This window comes from uncultured Brachyspira sp., assembly GCF_944390845.1.
Classification (GTDB): domain Bacteria; phylum Spirochaetota; class Brachyspiria; order Brachyspirales; family Brachyspiraceae; genus Brachyspira; species Brachyspira pulli.
The window spans coordinates 21,682-41,171 of record NZ_CALXRM010000014.1 but is presented as its reverse complement, the minus strand read 5'-3'; the positions used below and the strand labels follow the sequence as shown (position 1 = coordinate 41,171).

General features: G+C 29.0%; 13 protein-coding genes, 2 rRNA genes and 1 pseudogene. 4 read left to right on the top strand and 12 right to left on the bottom strand.

Translation table 11 applies throughout. From position 1 onward, the window contains the following. The first annotated feature begins 106 nt into the window (after positions 1 to 106). Positions 107 to 817 carry an LrgB family protein gene (locus Q0K52_RS04600; RefSeq protein ID WP_297296941.1) on the top strand — a complete coding sequence of 237 codons (711 nt, stop codon included), beginning with the start codon at positions 107 to 109 and terminating at the stop codon, positions 815 to 817. Here the strand turns inward: Q0K52_RS04600 and Q0K52_RS04595 are convergent, their stop codons facing one another. From Q0K52_RS04595 to Q0K52_RS04570, 6 genes are all read right to left on the bottom strand, one after another. Then, positions 818 to 1,231 (bottom strand): hypothetical protein, encoded by a 414-nt coding sequence (locus Q0K52_RS04595; RefSeq protein ID WP_297296939.1) that lies wholly within the window; start codon positions 1,229 to 1,231, stop codon positions 818 to 820. A gap of 24 nt (positions 1,232 to 1,255) precedes the next feature. After that, the gene (locus Q0K52_RS04590; RefSeq protein ID WP_297296937.1) at positions 1,256 to 1,483 is read right to left on the bottom strand and encodes a hypothetical protein; all 228 of its coding nucleotides are present in this window, start codon (positions 1,481 to 1,483) and stop codon (positions 1,256 to 1,258) included. 159 nt (positions 1,484 to 1,642) lie between these two features. Then, the gene (gene rbsK / locus Q0K52_RS04585) at positions 1,643 to 2,515 is read right to left on the bottom strand and encodes a ribokinase (RefSeq protein WP_297296935.1); all 873 of its coding nucleotides are present in this window, start codon (positions 2,513 to 2,515) and stop codon (positions 1,643 to 1,645) included. Positions 2,516 to 2,526: 11 nt separating this feature from the next. Beyond that, positions 2,527 to 3,390: a DMT family transporter gene (locus Q0K52_RS04580; RefSeq protein ID WP_297296933.1), complete on the bottom strand. Its 864-nt coding sequence runs from the start codon at positions 3,388 to 3,390 to the stop codon at positions 2,527 to 2,529. Continuing rightward, a complete protein-coding gene (locus tag Q0K52_RS04575; RefSeq protein ID WP_297296931.1) occupies positions 3,390 to 5,015 on the bottom strand; it encodes a nucleoside transporter C-terminal domain-containing protein in 1,626 nt (541 codons plus the stop codon). Before Q0K52_RS04575 ends, Q0K52_RS04580 begins: the two co-directional genes overlap by 1 nt. Positions 5,016 to 5,025: 10 nt before the next feature. Beyond that, positions 5,026 to 5,955, bottom strand: coding sequence for a nucleoside hydrolase (locus Q0K52_RS04570; RefSeq protein ID WP_297296970.1), 930 nt, complete (start codon positions 5,953 to 5,955; stop codon positions 5,026 to 5,028). A gap of 181 nt (positions 5,956 to 6,136) precedes the next feature. Between Q0K52_RS04570 and Q0K52_RS04565 the strand changes: the two genes are divergently transcribed. Together Q0K52_RS04565 and Q0K52_RS04560 are read left to right on the top strand one after the other, a co-directional pair. Then, complete coding sequence (locus Q0K52_RS04565) at positions 6,137 to 7,126, top strand: LacI family DNA-binding transcriptional regulator (RefSeq protein WP_297296929.1); 990 nt, start codon at positions 6,137 to 6,139, stop codon at positions 7,124 to 7,126. A gap of 482 nt (positions 7,127 to 7,608) precedes the next feature. Continuing rightward, a pseudogene (locus Q0K52_RS04560) lies at positions 7,609 to 9,946 on the top strand (BspA family leucine-rich repeat surface protein). 152 nt (positions 9,947 to 10,098) lie between these two features. On the opposite strand, the gene Q0K52_RS04555 reads toward Q0K52_RS04560, so the two are convergent. From Q0K52_RS04555 to Q0K52_RS04530, 6 genes are all read right to left on the bottom strand, one after another. After that, positions 10,099 to 10,833 (bottom strand): Bax inhibitor-1/YccA family protein, encoded by a 735-nt coding sequence (locus Q0K52_RS04555; RefSeq protein WP_297296927.1) that lies wholly within the window; start codon positions 10,831 to 10,833, stop codon positions 10,099 to 10,101. Positions 10,834 to 10,991: 158 nt separating this feature from the next. Next, on the bottom strand, positions 10,992 to 11,291 hold the full coding sequence (locus Q0K52_RS04550; RefSeq protein WP_297296925.1) for a hypothetical protein: 300 nt from the start codon (positions 11,289 to 11,291) through the stop codon (positions 10,992 to 10,994). A gap of 151 nt (positions 11,292 to 11,442) precedes the next feature. Beyond that, entirely contained in the window at positions 11,443 to 11,697 is a 255-nt protein-coding gene (locus Q0K52_RS04545) for a cytoplasmic protein (protein ID WP_297296923.1), read from the bottom strand. A gap of 4 nt (positions 11,698 to 11,701) precedes the next feature. After that, a complete protein-coding gene (locus Q0K52_RS04540) occupies positions 11,702 to 11,932 on the bottom strand; it encodes a hypothetical protein (RefSeq protein ID WP_297296921.1) in 231 nt (76 codons plus the stop codon). A 205-nt stretch (positions 11,933 to 12,137) separates the two neighbouring features. After that, positions 12,138 to 12,254, bottom strand: a 5S ribosomal RNA gene (rrf, locus tag Q0K52_RS04535). 109 nt (positions 12,255 to 12,363) lie between these two features. Continuing rightward, positions 12,364 to 15,355 (bottom strand): 23S ribosomal RNA (locus tag Q0K52_RS04530). Positions 15,356 to 16,010: 655 nt separating this feature from the next. Between Q0K52_RS04530 and Q0K52_RS04525 the strand changes: the two genes are divergently transcribed. Continuing rightward, positions 16,011 to 18,503, top strand: a complete 2,493-nt coding sequence (locus Q0K52_RS04525; protein ID WP_297296919.1) for a Crp/Fnr family transcriptional regulator — start codon at positions 16,011 to 16,013, stop codon at positions 18,501 to 18,503. The last annotated feature ends 987 nt before the right edge of the window (positions 18,504 to 19,490 follow it).

Below are 19,490 nucleotides of genomic sequence, written 5' to 3'. Positions count from 1 at the left end.
GGATTTGTTGAGCATAACAATAAAAACAGTGAGCCGAAGCCTTTGACTTAATTTATTAAGTCAAACCTTTAGGCTGAGGCGAACATAACAATAATAAGGATTTAATATGAAAGAATTATTTATACAAAACCCTATAATACCAATAGTAATAACTTTAATAGCTTATATAATAGCATATACAATATATATAAAAACTAAATTACCTATATTAACTCCATTGGTAACAAGCGTTATATTGGTTGGTTTTTCTTTATATTTTATGCAAGTACCTTACAGTGTTTACAATGAAAGCGGCGGAAAATTTATCAATGCTATGGTAGGGCCTGCAACTGTTGTTTTGGCTTTGCCTATATATAGAAACCTTCCTATACTTAAAGCTAATCTTGCCGTTATATTGATAAGTATAGCTATTGGAAGCACAATAGGAATAACCGGTATATTTATATCTGCAAAACTATTTGGAATATCTGAAGCTTTATTCCCTTCCCTATTGACTAAATCCGTTACTACAGCAATTGCTGTTGATATCACTGCCAATATGGGAGGAATGAAATCTATAACTGTTTTATCTGTTATAATATCTGGAGTTGTAGGTGCAATAGTACCCCCTTTTGTATGCAAATTATTTAGAATAAAATCTCCTCTTGCAATTGGTCTTGCTATAGGTACTTCTTCACATGCTGTTGGTACAAGCAAAGCAATAGAAATGGGAGAAACTGAAGGAGCTATGTCTGGTCTTGCTATAGGTGTTGCTGGAGCTTTAACTGTTGTGCTTCTTCCAATATTGTATAAATTGCTTTTAATGATATGGAATTAATTATCTTATATTTGATTCCATTATATTTATGATATCATTATCTTTAAAATACACACTGAATGTATTTTCATCATCTCCGCAATCCACCTTGGATTCTATACTGCCGTCTTCATTTATTTTTATTAGTATTTTATATATATCAATATTATTGTACCATTCATCATCTACATCTATAAACATGAAATCACCATAAGCATTCTTTAATGTTTCTTTTGAATCTGATAATACTTTTACATGTTCTTTTAAATTATTAATAATATCTTCTAGTTTCCAAGACTTATGAATACCTATATCAAATAAAGTTGATAATTCTTTTCCAAAAACTTTCATAGGTTTGAATACTTTATATAATTCCCAATCATCTTCACTTATATTAGCATCAGCAACATTAACTAAATCTTCTATATTAATCATAATACTCCCCCGCAATTTAATAGTCTATTTATGAAACTTTTTATTTATAAAAAATAATGATGGTATTGTTATACTAGAAAACAATATAACACTATAAAGAATATTTTCTGCATTATTTAAAACTTTATATTCAACTATTGCATTTTCTTTTCTAAAAGGTGTGGGTTTACTATCTCCATCTGGACCTTTACATTCTTTCTCAGAAAACATCACCAAAAGCATAAATGATAATATAAATAAATATTTCTTCATAATAATCTCTTCTTTCTATATAAAATTTTAGTATATTAAAAAAATTTAATAAGTCAACAGATAATGACATTGGAGTCAAAAAATTATTATTTATGAAAAAATCAGGCCTAAAATAAGCCTGATTTCTTAATTGTTTGTGGAGAATATTATATTATAAAATTACCAATTTTTAGCAATAACTTCATTGTAAGTAGGTATCGAATCTATAGCACCTTTTCTGGTAACTGTTATATTAGAAACTTTAGTAGCAAATTCAATAGCTTCTTCTATAGTTTTACCTTCAGCAATAGTTCTGACAACACCGCCTAAAAAACTATCACCTGCCGCAGTAGTATCAACAACATCTACTTTATAAGCGTCAAAATGCTTTCTTTCTTCTTTAGTTATTAAATCGCAGCCATTAGCACCTAAAGTAAGTATTATATTTTTAACACCGCATTCAAATACATAATCTATACCGCCTATGATATCTATTTCTGTTTCATTAGGTATAAGTATATCAATATTGCTTAAAAACTCTTTATCTAATTTAATTGCAGGAGAAGGATTCAACACTACAATTTTTCCAAGTTTTCTAGCTACAGATGCAGCATATTTTGCTATTTCTATAGGAATTTCTAATTGCATAACTATTATATCGAAAGATGAAATCAAATCTTCTTTAATATCATCTTTTGTAATCAAAGCATTAGCTCCCTGTGCCACTATAATATGATTAGCTCCGTCATTAGTAACTGTAATAACTGCTATGCCTGTAGAAACATTATCCTTTATTAATAAATTACTTATATTAACATTATTAGAAGATAAAGCCTCTGATAAATCCTTACCAAAATTATCATTTCCAACAGCACCTAGCATACTTACATTTCCGCCCAACTTACCTATAGCACAAGCTTGATTAGCACCTTTACCGCCATTAGTAGTACAAAAATTATTACCAAGTATAGTTTCACCCTCTTTAGGAAAACGAGGAGTTGTTATTACTAAATCTTTATTTATACTTCCTATCACTAAAATATTTTTATTCATTTTTATATTCCTTATTGTTTAGATGTCTTATTATTGGCAATTACTCCCATTACACTGGCAACGAAGAAAAAGAAACCAGATATACATATAGACATTGTAATACTAAAATCAAAAAATAATATACCTATTATAACTCCAACTATAGGCTGTGTTGCCATAATCAATGCTGAAATTATAGGCGATAAATTTTTCTGAGCAACAAACTGACAAGCATTTCCTAATACATAAGATCCTAATCCATAAAATAATATAGGATATAAAGGCAAATTGCTTATAGAATGAATGCTTCCAGTAATCAATGATGCTATAAGATAACCTATAGAACTAACTAAACTTTGTATAAAACCAAATGACTCAAAACCAAAAGATCTGGCACATCTTCCTATCCATATAATAGATAAGGCATAACATACTGTAGTTGCCAAAGATAAAAATTCTCCAAGACCAAAAGAAAATATTTTCATTTCTTTATTATAGTTTAATATAAAATTACCTATAAAAGCAAATATTAAACTTGGGTATATAAGTTTTGGTATCTTTACTTTATACATAAAAAAATCTAGTATAGGTACAATAATTACAGTAAGACCAACTAAGAAACCTATTTTTTCAGGGGTTGTCATAGAAACTGCAACATTTAATGACATATTACCAACTAATAATATTATAACAGGTTTAAGTCCGTTTTTCCACATACCAGCATCAAACATAGGCTTTTTCTTTAATATACAAAGCAAAGCAAATACACAAAAAGCTATAAAATAACTTATAGATGCTAAGAAAAACAACGACCATCCCATATCTTTTGAATAATTGGCTACCCAAGCAATAGATGCGAAGATAGTCGTTGCTATAAACATTATTATATAATACATTATATTAATCCTGATATTATTCCAGCAATAGCTGCTGTCATCCAAGAAGCTGCTGCTCCTATAAACATACATTTAAATGCTAAATTAATATAATTCTCTCTGTTGTTTCCAGAAAAAGGCAATACCTTACCTAAATTCATAGCTACTGTGCCAGGGTTAGCATATCCGCATAAAGCAAAACTTGCTATTATAATAGATTTCTCTGTTAAAGCATTGCTTTTTATAAATTCACCAAGCTGTGTAAAAGCAACAAACTCATTAATAGAAAGTTTAGTACCCATTAAGTAACCCATTTTTATAATGTCTTCAACTGGAGTACCCATAGCAAAAGCCAAAGGAGAGAATATATATCCCAATAATGTTTTTAAACTTCCAGGTACAAATCCATTATATTCACCATATATATTTTTTACGCCATGTAATAATTGACCATCAACATAAGCATCTAAACGTCCAAGTATACTGTCAAATACACCTATCAAAGATATAAATACAACCAAACTTCCTGCCATTATCAATACTGTTTGAATTGCATTGCTTATACTATCCATAATAGCATTCATAGGTTTACCGTAGTTAACATCTTTTACTACCTCTATATCCTGACCTCTAGTAACCGGATTATCTACTTCAGGATAACATATTTTTGATACAACTATAACAGCAGGAACACTCATAGCACTAGCAGCCAATAAATGCACTGGAGAAATACCCAAAGATACAAATGCAGCAAACAAGCTAGCTGATATAGTAGCCATTATAGCTGATATAGATAGAGATATTTCAGATCTTGTTAAAGTACTTAAATAGTTTTTTATAAGAAGTAAATTATCTCCTCCCATTGGAATACTAGAAATAGCAACAAGTGTTTCAGCACCGCTTAATGGTTTAATACCCATTCCTCTCATGTTCCAATCTACAAATCTAGCTATACTTATAATAATTTGATTCATTAATCCAACACTTTCTAATAATCCAACAAAAGCTATAAAGAATATTGTAGCAACACCAACATCTATTATAAATACCCAGCCTACTGCCCCTGTATATAATTTGCCGAATATAAACTCACCGCCTAAAGAAGCAAATTTCAAGAATGAAGTTATAGCATCTCCTATTACTCCGAAAAAGTCAGAACCTGTTTTTCCATTAGCTAATAAATTACCAAATATTATACCGCATAATAAAAATCCAGCAATATTTGACCAATGTTTATATAGTTTTATATCTTTACCAAAAGAAAGCAAAGCAACTCTCACTACTCCAACAACTATAAAAAGATACCAAACTATTGAAAGCAATAATGAAGATACTTCGCCGCCAAGTAAATATGTTATGCCTATAACAATAGCTGTAAGAATTAATGATGCTATTGCACTGACAACTATATTCATATTTTTTGCTCTAAAAATAAACACATCTAAATTATACCAAGCTATAGCCCATATCCATATAAAGAATGGTACTAAGCTTATTAATCCTTTACCTAATATTATAGCTGCAATAATAAATTGCATAACTATACCCCAAATAACTAATTTCCAATCAATAGCTTTTTTGTTTTTAGAAAATAAAAAGCCTATAAAACAAAATAAAGCAACACCTAAAAATCCTGTAAATTGCATGATATTATCCTTATCTTAAAAATGTTTTTAATAATGTATCTATATAAATATTTTTATCGATTGTTAATAATCTTTTTACTTTTTTTATATCTTTTTCTGGAAATAAATAATTTGTTATTCTCATTCCCTCATAATCATAAGCAGTAAAACCTCTCATTTTTCCGCTTAATTGAACATCTACATATACTTCATTAGTTGTAAAATAATCCGGATATTTTACATACATAAAAGGAAGAACATCGTATATTCTTGCTGCATGAGGTAAAGCACTTTTTGATATTCTAAAATTTAATAACTGTTCTATCCAATTATCTAAACTTCTGCCTTTCAAATAGGAATCAATATCTTCTTTTGTAAAATAAGCATAATGATCTGTAATATCTAAATCGCTTAAAACTATATTCATATTCTGATTAAAAACGAAATGAGCAGCTTCAACATCAGCATAAATATTAAATTCACCATAAGCTGTCATATTACCAAAACTACCGCCGCCCATAATATATAAACATTCTATTCTTTCTTTATACTTAGGAAAATGCATTAAAAATGTACTGATATTTGTAAGCGGTCCTAATGTGATAATATTTAATTTCTTATCGCTATTTTCAAAAAAGTTAATAAGTCCATTAAATACATGATCTTTTGCTTTATAATCTTTATCTATTACTATAGGTCCTAGATTTACACCATGTATATGTGAAGCATCTATATGGCCCCCTATAGTTGCATAAGAAGCTCCATAATATACTGGTATGTCCTTCTTACTATATTCTAATAAAGCACACACATTTCTAACTGTAGATTCCACAGCTAAATTACCAGCAACAGTGCTGAATCCAACTATATTAAAGTCATTATTCAATGCCCATAATATAGCAACAGCATCGTCTACTCCAGCATCTGTATCTACCCAGTAGAGTTTATTATTGTTAACTATAATTTATATCCTATGTTTATTTTTTATAATTATAAAGTATAGTCAAGTTTAATACGAAGTCAATTTTTTTCAGAAAATTTTCTGAAATTTTTCTGAAACTATACTTTGTATAGAATATTGACAAATTAAACTTCATATATTATAGTAATACAAAATTTTAATTTAATATGATTTATTTATTATGAATGATAAGAAAATAACATTAAGCTACATAGCAAAAAAGGCAAATGTTTCAGTTGCTACTGTTTCTAGGGTATTAAATGGAAACAGCAGTGTAGATGAGAAAATAAAAAATAAGATTAATAAAATTATTAATTCTGATGGGTATAATATAAAAAAAACAATAAAAACAAAAACTATTATATCCGTGATAATACCTGATATTACAAATCCTTTTTTTGCAAATATAATTGAAGGAATAGAAAATACCGCTAATCTTTACGGATATCATATAATACTTTCTCAATTCAAAGAGAATAAAGATATATCAAATTTCAAAGACATAACAAATATAGGTGTATCCGGATATATTATAATACCATCTGTGGGAAGTACTAAATATTTTGATGATATAGTGAATAATTCTAATTTGCCAGTTATTTTCTTAGACAGAAAAGTAGAACTAGATAATATAAATTATGTGGGTTCTGACAATGAAGTTGGAGCTTATAATGCAACAAAATATTTAATAGATTTAGGCCATAAAAATATTATATATATGGCAGGCCCAAAAGATATAAGCACAGAAAAAGAAAGATTCAGCGGTTTTATTAATGCATTAAATGACAATAATATAGATTTTAATTATGACAAATATTATAAAATAGCGAATTTCAATTTTGATGAAAGTTATGAGCAAATGAAAGAGATAATAAAATCTAAACTTGATTATACTGCTATATTTTCTGCATGCGATGTAATGTGTTTTGGTATAAAAAAAGCTACTGAAGAATTTAATATCTCAATACCTAATGACATATCATTAATAGGATATGACAATATACCTTTTTCATCAATAATAGGATTAACTACTGTATCTTCTCAAGCTTATGAAATGGGTAAAAATGCTGTACTTTCTATACTTAATATTATAAATGAAAGAATAACTGATAATGTTAATATCATACTTCAGCCTAATATAGTAATTAGAAACTCATGCAAAAAAATATAAAAATGCAATCTTTTTAACGCACGGTTAATGATTTATTTTCAATAATAAAAAAATTAGAATTATAATTAACTCAAATAATATAATTTCATTCTGCGTGCGGTGAATAAGCAGCAAATTTAGAAAAATCTTGGGTGGGTGTTTATATTTCTTGATAATTTTTTAAAGAAACAAAATACTTAAAACAAAAAATATATTTATAAGGATAGAGGGCGGGATTTAGAATAATTTTTTTAAACTTAAATATAAAAAATTATTTAATATACAAAATTAAAAGTTGATCAAATATTAAATAAAAATATTTTAGTTCTTTTTTGTATTATATATTTTATTATAAAAAATAAGGTTTTGAAGCATTTATAAAATCATATAATAAAAATATATAATTCATCATTAATTTATTTGAATAGCAAATAATATTTAGTTAATAGAAATTCTTAAATAAATATACTATACTATTATAGATCAAACTTACGGATAAATATATGCATAAATACAAACCAGAAATTTTAAAAGAATTATACGAAATAGTACAAGATGAAAGCATTTATTTAGGCGATATAGATACAAGCCTTATTAAAGATATGAGCGGATTATTTTCAGGAAGCGAAAGAGAAGATTTTTCAGGTATAGAAACTTGGGATACTTCAAATGTTGTAAGTATGAACTCAATGTTTTCTTTTGCACGTAAATTTAATCATAATATAAATAACTGGAATGTATCTAATGTAGAAGATATGGGCTATATGTTTAGGTATGCAATTAAATTCAATCAGCCTATTAATAATTGGAATGTTCATAAAGTAAAAATTATGAATTATATGTTTAATGATGCTATGGAATTTAATCAGGATATTTCATCTTGGAATGTTGAGAGTGTTAAAGATATGACTTGTATGTTTGAAGGATGCAGTAAATTTAATCACCCGCTTAATAGTTGGAATGTATCCAATGTTGAAAACATGTATTGTATGTTTGCACAATCTTTTGAGTTCAATCAGCCTTTAAATGATTGGGATATATCAAATGTTAAAGATACATCATATATGTTTTATCTTGCTTCAAAGTTTAATCAGCCTCTCGATAAATGGAATACTTCAAAAGTAAAAAATATGAGTTACATGTTTGGCGGTACTTATAATTTTAATCAGTACAGTTCTTTAGAAAACTGGGATATTAGTCAAGTTAATTCTATGGAAAATATTTTTCAATTCTGTAATAACTTTCAAAATTTTAAAAATTTGAAATGGACTTTATATTTACATGTATTAGATAATTATTATTACAGTAATGATATTATAAAAGACAATTTGAAAGAAGCTCATAAAATAGCTTCCGAAAGTAAAAATAAAAAAATAATAGCTTTCAAAAGGAGATTAGAAAATATTTATTATGATGAATTAAAAGATTTATCGGATTGCCAAATTTTTAAAAGTATAGAAGAAGCAGAAAATTATGCTGAAAATAATTTAAATAAAAAAGATGAAAAGAAAGTCGATTTTATAAAAGAAGCTAATGTATTAATAAAAGATAAATCAAGAGAAGTTAATATAAATGTAATAAAATACATATATTTAAAATATTTAGAATTAAAGAAGTATATTTATCGTATTGTTGAAATTGATTCTATTATAAATTTTGCTTGATAAAGAAAGTTTTTTAAGCTTTGCTGAAAATATTTACAGAGAAACTAATAAAGAAACAGCACAATTAATTTACGGATTATATGGAGGCTATGAAGCATTAGAGGAAATATACAAAAAAGACGGCGAATCAAAATTATTTTTTAATATACTATCTTTAAATAAAGAAAATGAATATACTATAAAAATACTATTTAATATATATAATAATGCCAAAAAAATGGCATCAAAAAATAACGCTTTAGACATATTAATAGAAATTGCAAAAGATAAAAAAATTCCTTTTTACAATTTAGAATTAAAATATAATTCAAATATTGGATTTGACAAAAACAGTGAAAAAATCCTTGATGAAAATTATAAATTAATATTGAACAATGATTATTCTGTAAGTATATTCGATATAAAAGAAAATAAAATATTAAAATCTATTCCAAGAAATTTAGATGAAAATAAAAAACAAAATATAAAAAATATAAGAGAACAAGTTTCCAATATGATAAAAAAATTCTCGTATATATTAAATAAATTACTCATTGCAGGAGATAAATACGATTATGATTTTTTCAAAGAGGTATTTATTGATAACCCAATAATGAATAAATTTGACTTGTCTCTTATATGGAATTTGTATGACAAGAATAACAATTTTATAACTACATTCAGATATTCAGGCGATGGAAGCTATACAAATAGTAATGATGAAGAAGTAAAAATTGATAATAGTAGTTTTATTAGTTTAGCAAGCCCTATTGAAATGGAAGAAGAAACAATTAGAAAATGGAGGCAACAATTACAAGATTATGAACTGTCTCAGACTATAAATCAATTAAGCATAATAAATATTGATAAAAATAATTTGAAAAATGAAATAGATAAACTTCAAAATATAGAAATTGCTTACGGTACTTTCAAAGCATTCGGAACAAGATATGGAATGTTTCCTTTATATACAGAATATAGAACAATTAAAGAATATAGTTTAACACTTGATAATGGAGATACTTTTATAATAAAAGCAAAAATTAACGGTGAAACTGATTATGCTGATTATAAGGATAAAATTAAAATAAATATAGAATTTAAAAATAATGAAAACAAAGAAGTTTCAAAAAGATTTATATACAATTTATTAATATTTATAGCATGGGATTTTAGACTTACAGATATGTTTAATTAAATACACATATTGAATTAATTTATAAAAGTATTTAATTTTTTTATTAATCTATTCACCCCGCCCACCCACCCCTAAATTACAAATATAATGCAAATAAAAAGGCATACATAAATCAATATGCATGCCTTTAATTTATTTAATTATATAATTTTTTAATCTCTGCTTCTTATTTTAGATAAGAGCTTTAATATCTCTAAATAAAGCCATACTAAAGTAACAAGAAGTCCGAAAGCAGCATACCATTCAAAATATTTAGGCATATTATACTGCTCACCTTTCTCCATAAAGTCAAAATCCAAAAGTAAATTAAATGAAGCAATAAGAACTACTACAACGCTTATTCCAATGCTTAAAGGACTTGAACCATATAAGAAAGGAATTCTAGCACCAAAGAATGACATTATAAAATTAACTAAATATACAAGACCTATACACAATGTAGATACAGTTATTACACTTCTAAATTTCTCAGTTACTCTTATTATTCTAAATCTATATAATACCAACATTATAAATAAATCTAAAAATGTAAGAAATACAGCCTGCACAACTATACCGTCATAAGCAGCATTAAAAACATAAGAAACAGCACCTATAGCAACACCTTCAAGTATAGCATAAAGTATAGAAAATACTTTAGATAATTCTTTTTTGAAAGTCATTATCAAAGCTAAAACAAAAGCAGCTATAGATGAACCTAAAGCAGCAGGATAAAGAAGTCCTGGATTAGAAGCTAAAACAAAAAATACACTTACCATAGCAGAAAGCATTAATACTAATGTAAGTATTATTGACTTGTTAATTGCCCCATTAACAGTCATTGTGTTTTCATTTTCATAATTTGATGCATAATTAAATGCCTTATCTGATAAAACAGGATTTGCCATTATTCAAAACCTCCAAAATTCTTTTTATTTAGTTATTTATTATATAACAATTTAAATAAAATACCATTATAAAGTATAGATATAAAACTTGCTATTTTAAATAAAGTAATATTTTTTTGATTATTTATATGACAATTACATAATAACAAAACTAAATATTATATTCTTTTATTTTCTTCATCTTCTGCTATTTTCTTGATAAGAAGTACCCCAATTAAAGTTAAAACAAGTAATATAAGCTTATGAAAGATAGCTGTTATTAACTGGCTAACTATAAATGCTATTAAAAAAGATACTGCATATTTAGAAAAAGTATTAGGAAGAAAAGAAGCATTTTCTAATTTAAAATTATAAATAATAAAAGTTAGAGGTACAGCAATTATAATAGTAAATATAGAAACAGATATTATAGAAGCCGACATAATTTTTCTATTTACTTTTTTATTTTCTTTTTCCATAATTCAAAAACCCCAAAAATTGTTTTTATTTAGTTATTTATATTATAATAATGTAAATATAATACCTATATAAAGTAATATTTAATATAATGTGAATAAATTAAAAAATATAAAACCTTTTTAAAAGCATATTTTATTAAAATGTTTATTTTTAGAAAAAATATCCTCTCATTTCTTTTAGTAATTCTTTATTTAATTCATAATTAGAATGTTTAGGTATAACAGAATCAATGCCGCAATAAGGACAAATAGCAGTTAAATCATTTTCATCTTCTATCCAATCAGTTATAAATTTTGGATTAAAAATACTTACACAATAAAAACAACCGCAAATGTCTTCTTGCATTAATAATTTTTTATGATTAGAAGATAATTTATGTATTTTTAATAGTTTTTCAACTGTCATTTTATTAATCTTTCATTCTTTTTTTTATAATTTTTATTAAAACAACACATACTAATATAGCAATAATAAAAGGTACGGCAAAAATAAAAGAAACACTAGGAGGAGCAGAAGCCCCAGCAAATTTCACAGCATAAAACATATAACCGTAATTGAAAGCAACTACAGTAACCATCATATAAGAAAATAAATAAGCTATAATTTTAATAGTTTTTATAATTCTTTCTTTATTGTTCATAAATCTACTCTAATTTTTCATTAATTCAATAAATATAATATTTTATAATAAATACTATAAAATAAAATTCTTAAAATTTCAAATAAATTAATAATAGTTAAAGCATTGGAAATTGATATAAAAAGAAAATTTTAAAGAATAAAAAAGAATAACATAAAAAAAATCCCAATAGAAGTAAATCTATTGGGATAAATATATAATATATACCCGGCAACGTTCTACTCTCCCGTAAAGCTACCCTTACAGTACCATCGACGATGAAAGGCTTAACTGCCGTGTTCGGAATGGGAACGGGTGTATCACTTTCTCTATGGTCACCGAAATAATATTAGCAAATTAAAAGAACAATTTTTAATCTCTTTGCCAGATATATAAGAGCGTAGATGTCTCATTCTACTTTCTATTATTATTTTCAAGAAGAAAACGATAATATGGTCAAGTCATTGGTCTGATTAGTGCTGCTCAGCTGAACAGGTATTTCTTCCCTGCTTACACTTGCAGTCTATCAACGTCGTAGTCTCCAACGAAACTCATAGGGAAAGTTAATCTTGAAGGAGGCTTCCCACTTAGATGCTTTCAGCGGTTATCCCGTCCGCACATAGCTACTCTGCGATGCTCTTGGCAGAACAACAGATACACCAGCGGTGTGTTCATTCCGGTCCTCTCGTACTAAGAATGACTCTTCTCAACTTTCCAACGCCCACAACGGATAGGGACCAAACTGTCTCACGACGTTCTGAACCCAGCTCGCGTACCGCTTTAATTGGCGAACAGCCAAACCCTTGGGACCTGCTCCAGCCCCAGGATGCGATGAGCCGACATCGAGGTGCCAAACCTCCCCGTCGATATGAACTCTTGGGGGAGATAAGCCTGTTATCCCCGGAGTACCTTTTGTCCGTTTAGCGATGGCCCTTCCACTCGGGACCACCGGATCACTAAGACCTACTTTCGTACCTGCTCGAGATGTCTCTCTCGCAGTCAAGCCACCTTATGCCTTTATACTCTACTACCGATTTCTATTCGGTTTGAGGTGACCTTTGCACGCCTCCGTTACTCTTTAGGAGGCGACCGCCCCAGTCAAACTACCCGCCTGACAATGTCCGACTGCCGGATAACGGCTAATCGTTAGAATCCCATTTTGCGAAGGATGGTATTTCAAAGATGGCTCCATGAGAACTGGCGCTCCCACTTCAAAGCCTCCCATCTATTCTACACATCACAAAACAAAACTCAATGTCAAGTTATAGTAAAGGTTCACGGGGTCTTTCCGTCCTGTTGCGGGTAATCAGCATCTTCACTGATAATTCAATTTCACCGAGTTCTTCCCCGAGACAGTGCCCGGATCGTTACACCATTCGTGCAGGTCGGAACTTACCCGACAAGGAATTTCGCTACCTTAGGACCGTCATAGTTACGGCCGCCGTTTACTGGGGCTTCAATTCGAAGCTTCGCTTACGCTAACCTCTCCTTTTAACCTTCCAGCACTGGGCAGGTGTCAATCCCTATACATCCATTTACATGTTTGCAGAGATCTGTGTTTTTGTTAAACAGTCGGCCAGGCCTTTTCACTGCGACTCTCCTCTCAATATTGCTACCAAGATTCAAGCGTCTCTTTTTCCGAAGTTACAAGACTAATTTGCAGAGTTCCTTAGGGAAGATTATCTCGAGCGCCTTAGAATACTCATCTCACCCACCTGTGTCGGTTTGCGGTACGATTATGACATGCCTAACCTTAGAAATTATTTCTCGACAGCCTAACTCACGCAACTTCCTGAACCCGAAAGCCCAGTCACTATCCAGCCTCAACCTTAAAGCAACAAGCATTTTACTCATCACAAGTCTAAACTGTTTGACGTTATCTACCAATCTAACGCGTACGTAAACAATCTGTGTCATTCCATCGAAACATATCATAGTACAGGAATATTTACCTGTTTCCCATCGACTACGCTTTTCAGCCTCATCTTAGGGGTCGACTAACCCTAGGCAGATTAGCTTTACCTAGGAAACCTTGGGTTTGCGGCGAACGGGTTTCTCACCCGTTTTCTCGTTACTCATGCCTGCATCCTCACTTCTTATACCTCCAGCCCACCTTACGATGAACCTTCAACGGCTTAAAGAACGCTCTCCTACCAATCACACCTTAACGATGTAATTCCCTAGCTTCGGTACTATGTTTGAGCCCCGTTACATTTTCGGCGCAAGAACACTCGACCAGTGAGCTGTTACGCACTCTTTAAAGGAATGGCTGCTTCTAAGCCAACCTCCTGGCTGTTTAAGTATTCTCACATCCTTTCCCACTTAACATAGATTTTGGGACCTTAGCTGAGGATCTGGGCTGTTTCCCTTTTGACAATGACGCTTATCCGCCGCTGTCTAACTGCCATGTTCTGAACTTACGGTATTCGGAGTTTAGTTGGGTTTGGTACTCGGTTAGGAGCCCTAGTCCATTTAGTGCTCTACCCCCGCAAGTAAACACATGACGCTGCCCCTAAAGACATTTCGGAGAGAACCAGCTATCTCCAAGTTTGATTAGCCTTTCACTCCTACCCACAAGTCATCCAAAGCCTTTTCACGGCCACTGGTTCGCACCTCCATTCGATGTTACTCGAGTTTCGCACTGCTCATAGGTAGATCACTTGGCTTCGGGTCGTATAGCACGCAACTAATGTCGCCCTATTAAGGCTCGCTTTCACTACGACTACAAGGCTATTACCTCTTAATCTTGCTACGTACTATAAGTCGCAGGCTCATTCTACAAAAGGCACGCCATCAGGCCATCTACTATTGCTAGCAGGGTACCCTCTGACTACTTGTAAGCTTAAGGTTTCAGGTTCTATTTAATAACCCTCAACGGGAGACTTTTCACCTTTCCCTCACGGTACTCTACACTATTGGTCACTGGTTAGTATTTTGCCTTGGATAGTGGTCTACCCAGATTCAAACAGGGTTTCACGTGCCCCGCCCTACTCAGGAACGATAAAACCTTGTCTATATGATTTCGTGTACGGGACTATCACCCACTATGGTCTGCTTTTCCAAAACAGTTCTACTATCATATAAAGCAAAGTCGATGTATGTAAGTACATCACTTACCGCCCTACAACACCATAATAACAACGTCTTACAACTTGACATTATTATGGTTTAGGCCCTTCCCCTTTCGCTCGCCACTACTTAGGGAATCTCAATTTTGATTACTTTTCCTCCAGGTACTTAGATGTTTCAGTTCCCTGGGTGTCGCCTCATACACCTATGAATTCAGTATATGATATAGAAGGTTTACTTCTATGGGTTTTCCCATTCGGTGATCTACGAGTAATAAAGAATATTTGCTTCTCCTCGTAGCTTATCGCAGCTTGTCACGACCTTCATCGCCTTCCAGTACCTAGGCATCCACCTTAAGCCCTTACTTACTTGACCATATTATCCTTTTCTTCTTTATTATTTCTAACATCAAAGCTAAGTTTAATACATCAAATTGAATGAGACTTTTTAGCTAATTAAAGCTGTTTCTTATCTAATTCTTTAGTAACGCTCCGCTTAATTGTTTCTACTCTAAGACACACAATCTAATTGTGTTTTCTTTATCTAGTGAAGATTTTTATAATCGCTGATTTCCGTTTTTTAATATTGGAAAAAACTTTCTAAAAATCTACGCTCTCATATATCTGTCAAAGATCTTAAGTTTTTCGTTTTTTCAGTTGGTGTTTGTTTCGTTTTATTTTTTGTTTCTCATCAACTGTTTTATTATTATAGCATAGGGTCGAAAAAACACAATAGGTTTTAGATGCGATTTTTAAAAAAATTCGCATTATTTTGGCTGTTTTTCGGTTTTATACTACATTTTATACAAATTACCTGCAGGAAAATTCCAAAATTCCCAAAATTTGCCTTTTCGGACCCGAATTTCACTCCAAAATCACCAAAATTTGGGCAAATTTGGGAAGAAAAATGGGAATTTTTTTATTAAAAATCCTAAAAAATTCAAAAAAATCCAAAAAACTAGCATATTTTCAAAAAATAATATATAATTCAGCGATAATTATTAATAAAAAAACATAGAGAGTTATGAATTATGAGTGTAAATATTGAGGAAAATGGCAATTTAAAACTAAAACCTAACACTATTATTTTTTACGAAGGCGAAAATATAGAAAATATATCTATTGTTACCAATGGTGAAATAGATGTCTATATATCTTCTAAAGAAATTTTAGGAATCGAAGATGAAAATGAAATAATGAGATATAGCTGCAGATTATTTTCAATACCTAGAAACATTATGCTTGGCATAGGAAGCTACAAATCCAATTCAAAATACATGTTTTCTTTTAAGGCTAAAAATGATACTGAAATATACGCTGTAAAAACACCTACACAAGAGTATGTTAAGAACTTTTTCAAAGTTAATAAGGCTTATATCACAAATATGTATCATTCAATTGCCTACATGATACTAAAATCTTACGAAGAATACATGAAAATCAAAAAAATCAATGATAATATTAAGATTATTTCTTCAAACCTTGCTGTTATGTATTTCAATTTACAGCAAAATAAGGCAAAAATAAAATCTGAGATGTTCAAAAACTATAAAGACATTTACGAAGATTCTATAAACTCTGGATTTAACTTCCCTACTTCGTTTGATGTTGATTTTATAAGAGCTGATCACTCTGAAATTTATATGCTTAATAAAAATCAGTTCATAGAAAATAACGAAAAATTAGAATTTGAAATAGATTATGTGAGAAGATTCTTAACAATGCCTAAGAATATTAAAACTCAATTCTTCACTTATGACATCAATATGAGTTTAGATGCTTCACATATGCTTTATGAAAACCTTAAAACTGTATCTTCTATGCTAAAAACTGAAATTGTTGAAGCTATAGAAAATATATTATTCTTATCATCAAATGAAAATGAGTCTTTATTTGGAGAATATTTTAAAATTGCTATAGATTTAGATAAACAAGATAAAGACAATGAAGTATGGGTTAAATATATTGGCTTTATGTCCAGCATCATAAAAGATATTTATAATAAAATCAAAACAGAATATGATTATGATTTGAATATAGACTTGGAAGAAATTGAATCTGCTGTAAAAAGAATATCAAGAAGCACTAATATTTCTTCTGAAGAAGCTGCTTTAGAAAACGATGACATAAGAGTTACTATAGGTTTTGAAGAATTACCTGCTGAAGTAAAAAATCCTACTAAGAGATTAATAGATATGTCTGGAATTGAAGAAGGTAAAGCTAAAAACTTTATGAAATCATTACAAGCATTCAAAAAATTAAGAGATAAATTCAGCACAGAAGATGATGTTAGAAAAATCAGACGAGGCGTTACTAGCGTATTCTTTGAAATATACAGAGAAGTTGCTAAAAGAGCTATTATAAACGGCAATAGAAGTAAATTAGTCGAAATGTTCATAAACTTTGGATATATGGACGATGAATTACTTACTCCAAATCAGATAATGGACCTTTATGAAATAAAAGATAAAAGCAAAACTAAGAGAGTCAATGTTTATTACATAGATGAGTGGCTTCAAAAAATATACGATAAAGATGAGCCTCCTTCTGTTAACGGTTTCGGACAGGATTACAGAGAAGCTTTGAGAGAATTAAAAAAACGCGGTACTATAAGCGATAAAGAGTTGGAAGAACATTGGGAAAGTTCATCAAAAAGACTTGAATACGAAGTTGATAACATGATCGAAACTACACACAGATTATGTTATGGTCAGGTTAGTGTATACTTCCCTATCTTACACAAAGATATGATTACTAAAGATCTTGAAAGAGCATTGATTAGAAGAGATGTGATGGAAAAATCTATCAAAGAAATAACTGATATAGATTTCTCAGCATTCTATAGGGAGGTATTGTATAAAAACAAAGAGTTGAATATAGAAAAAGAACTTGTTATGCAGGAAGTTCTTCCAAATATAATACTTATGCCTACATTCGGTTCAAGAGCTATAATGTGGGAAGAGCTTTCAAGCAGACAAAAAAATAGTACCGGAAGATTTTTATTCCCTATATTCACTTCTGAAGAAATAGAATCTCTATTACTTCCTACTATCGGTGCTTTCAGATGGGAATTATGCAAAACTATGCTTGGACCTGCTTGGAATGATATTACTCAAATGTCTATAACTTCTGAATATAGTGATTATGTTCAATTCTACAAGAAAAATAGAAATCTATCAGATGAATCTAAAGAAAAATTAAAAATACAAATCAAAAAGTGCAGAAACAATTTGAGAGAAGTATTTGTTTCAGATTACAACTTATGGATTAGATATGAAAGTAAAGGTATTATGAGACTTAACAGAGTTGCTAGAGGAATATTATACAGACAAGTACCTTTTGCTAAAAACATAAGAGATGAACTTTCTAAACAGCCTATGTTCTCAGAAATAGCTAACAGATTCAAAAACATAAGAAACAAAAAAGCTACTGAATTAGAAAATAGATATTTCAAATTCACAAAAACAGGAAACCCATTACCTCCTGAATTACAGCATCATATAGAGTTCTATAAAGATATGTAAAATAGCAGACGGTACGAAACAGTACTAATAAACATAAAAGAGCCTTGAAAAAATTATTTCTTCAAGGCTCTTTTTTTATAAAGAAAACACTAAATTAGTACTTATTCATACCAATTTAGTATTATATGTAGTATAATATATATTTTTTAACCAAAAAAGACAATTATTTAAGCATTATAATAATGCCAAAATTAATCAAAAAAATAAATAAAAAAACAATTTTTTAATTTCTAATAGTACAATTTCTATAAACATATAATATTTTTTTTATATTTCACTAAGATGTTATGCTAATAAATTAAGAATTTAAAAACTAATTATATATAATTTTAACTTATATTTTTAATATTAAATTAATGAACTTCTACTGCAGAATTAAAAATTGACACATAACTTCTACTTATAAAAATAAATTTATATTTTACTTTTAGAATGTATTAATGACTGAAAATTATATTATTCTTAAAAATATTTTGTATAGAAAACATATTTCAGAATAATATAAAAGATAGAAAATTAGTATGATTTAAGACTATTTCTAATTTACAAATTATATTCTAATGATGTAAATTAAAAAAGAAATTAACAAACTCTATTTATCATTTAATTAAAAAGCAGCTTTATTTAAATTATTTTTATAAGGTTATGATTATATTTTATAAAAACTTTATTAGAAACATGTTAAACAAATTATAAAAATTATACTTAAACTATTTTTTTAATATAATTAAATATTAACAATATCAATTTTTGTATGCAGTAAAATTATAAATAAGTTTATATATATTTTAATTATAAATGACAATTATTTAAAACTTTATTATATAAAAAATAATTCTTCCTAAAACAATAAAAAATATTTCAAAACTTTTATAAATAAAAAAATATAAAAATAGCACTTTATTAACATACCCCACCCTATAAATTTTATAATATAATTTTTCAATTTAAATATTATTATTCTTTTCAATTTATTTTTCTCAATAT

Bases quoted from the DNA above. Each gene is read 5' to 3' on its own strand.
- Q0K52_RS04555 (WP_297296927.1), bottom strand. From the start codon at position 10,833: ATGGCAAATCCTGTTTTATCAGATAAGGCATTTAATTATGCATCAAAT.
- Q0K52_RS04580 (WP_297296933.1), bottom strand. From the start codon at position 3,390: ATGTATTATATAATAATGTTTATAGCAACGACTATCTTCGCATCTATT.
- Q0K52_RS04595 (WP_297296939.1), bottom strand. From the start codon at position 1,231: ATGATTAATATAGAAGATTTAGTTAATGTTGCTGATGCTAATATAAGT.
- Q0K52_RS04540 (WP_297296921.1), bottom strand. From the start codon at position 11,932: ATGAACAATAAAGAAAGAATTATAAAAACTATTAAAATTATAGCTTAT.
- Q0K52_RS04575 (WP_297296931.1), bottom strand. From the start codon at position 5,015: ATGCAATTTACAGGATTTTTAGGTGTTGCTTTATTTTGTTTTATAGGC.
- Q0K52_RS04550 (WP_297296925.1), bottom strand. From the start codon at position 11,291: ATGGAAAAAGAAAATAAAAAAGTAAATAGAAAAATTATGTCGGCTTCT.
- Q0K52_RS04525 (WP_297296919.1), top strand. From the start codon at position 16,011: ATGAGTGTAAATATTGAGGAAAATGGCAATTTAAAACTAAAACCTAAC.
- Q0K52_RS04565 (WP_297296929.1), top strand. From the start codon at position 6,137: ATGAATGATAAGAAAATAACATTAAGCTACATAGCAAAAAAGGCAAAT.
- rbsK (WP_297296935.1), bottom strand. From the start codon at position 2,515: ATGAATAAAAATATTTTAGTGATAGGAAGTATAAATAAAGATTTAGTA.
- Q0K52_RS04600 (WP_297296941.1), top strand. From the start codon at position 107: ATGAAAGAATTATTTATACAAAACCCTATAATACCAATAGTAATAACT.
- Q0K52_RS04590 (WP_297296937.1), bottom strand. From the start codon at position 1,483: ATGAAGAAATATTTATTTATATTATCATTTATGCTTTTGGTGATGTTT.
- Q0K52_RS04545 (WP_297296923.1), bottom strand. From the start codon at position 11,697: ATGACAGTTGAAAAACTATTAAAAATACATAAATTATCTTCTAATCAT.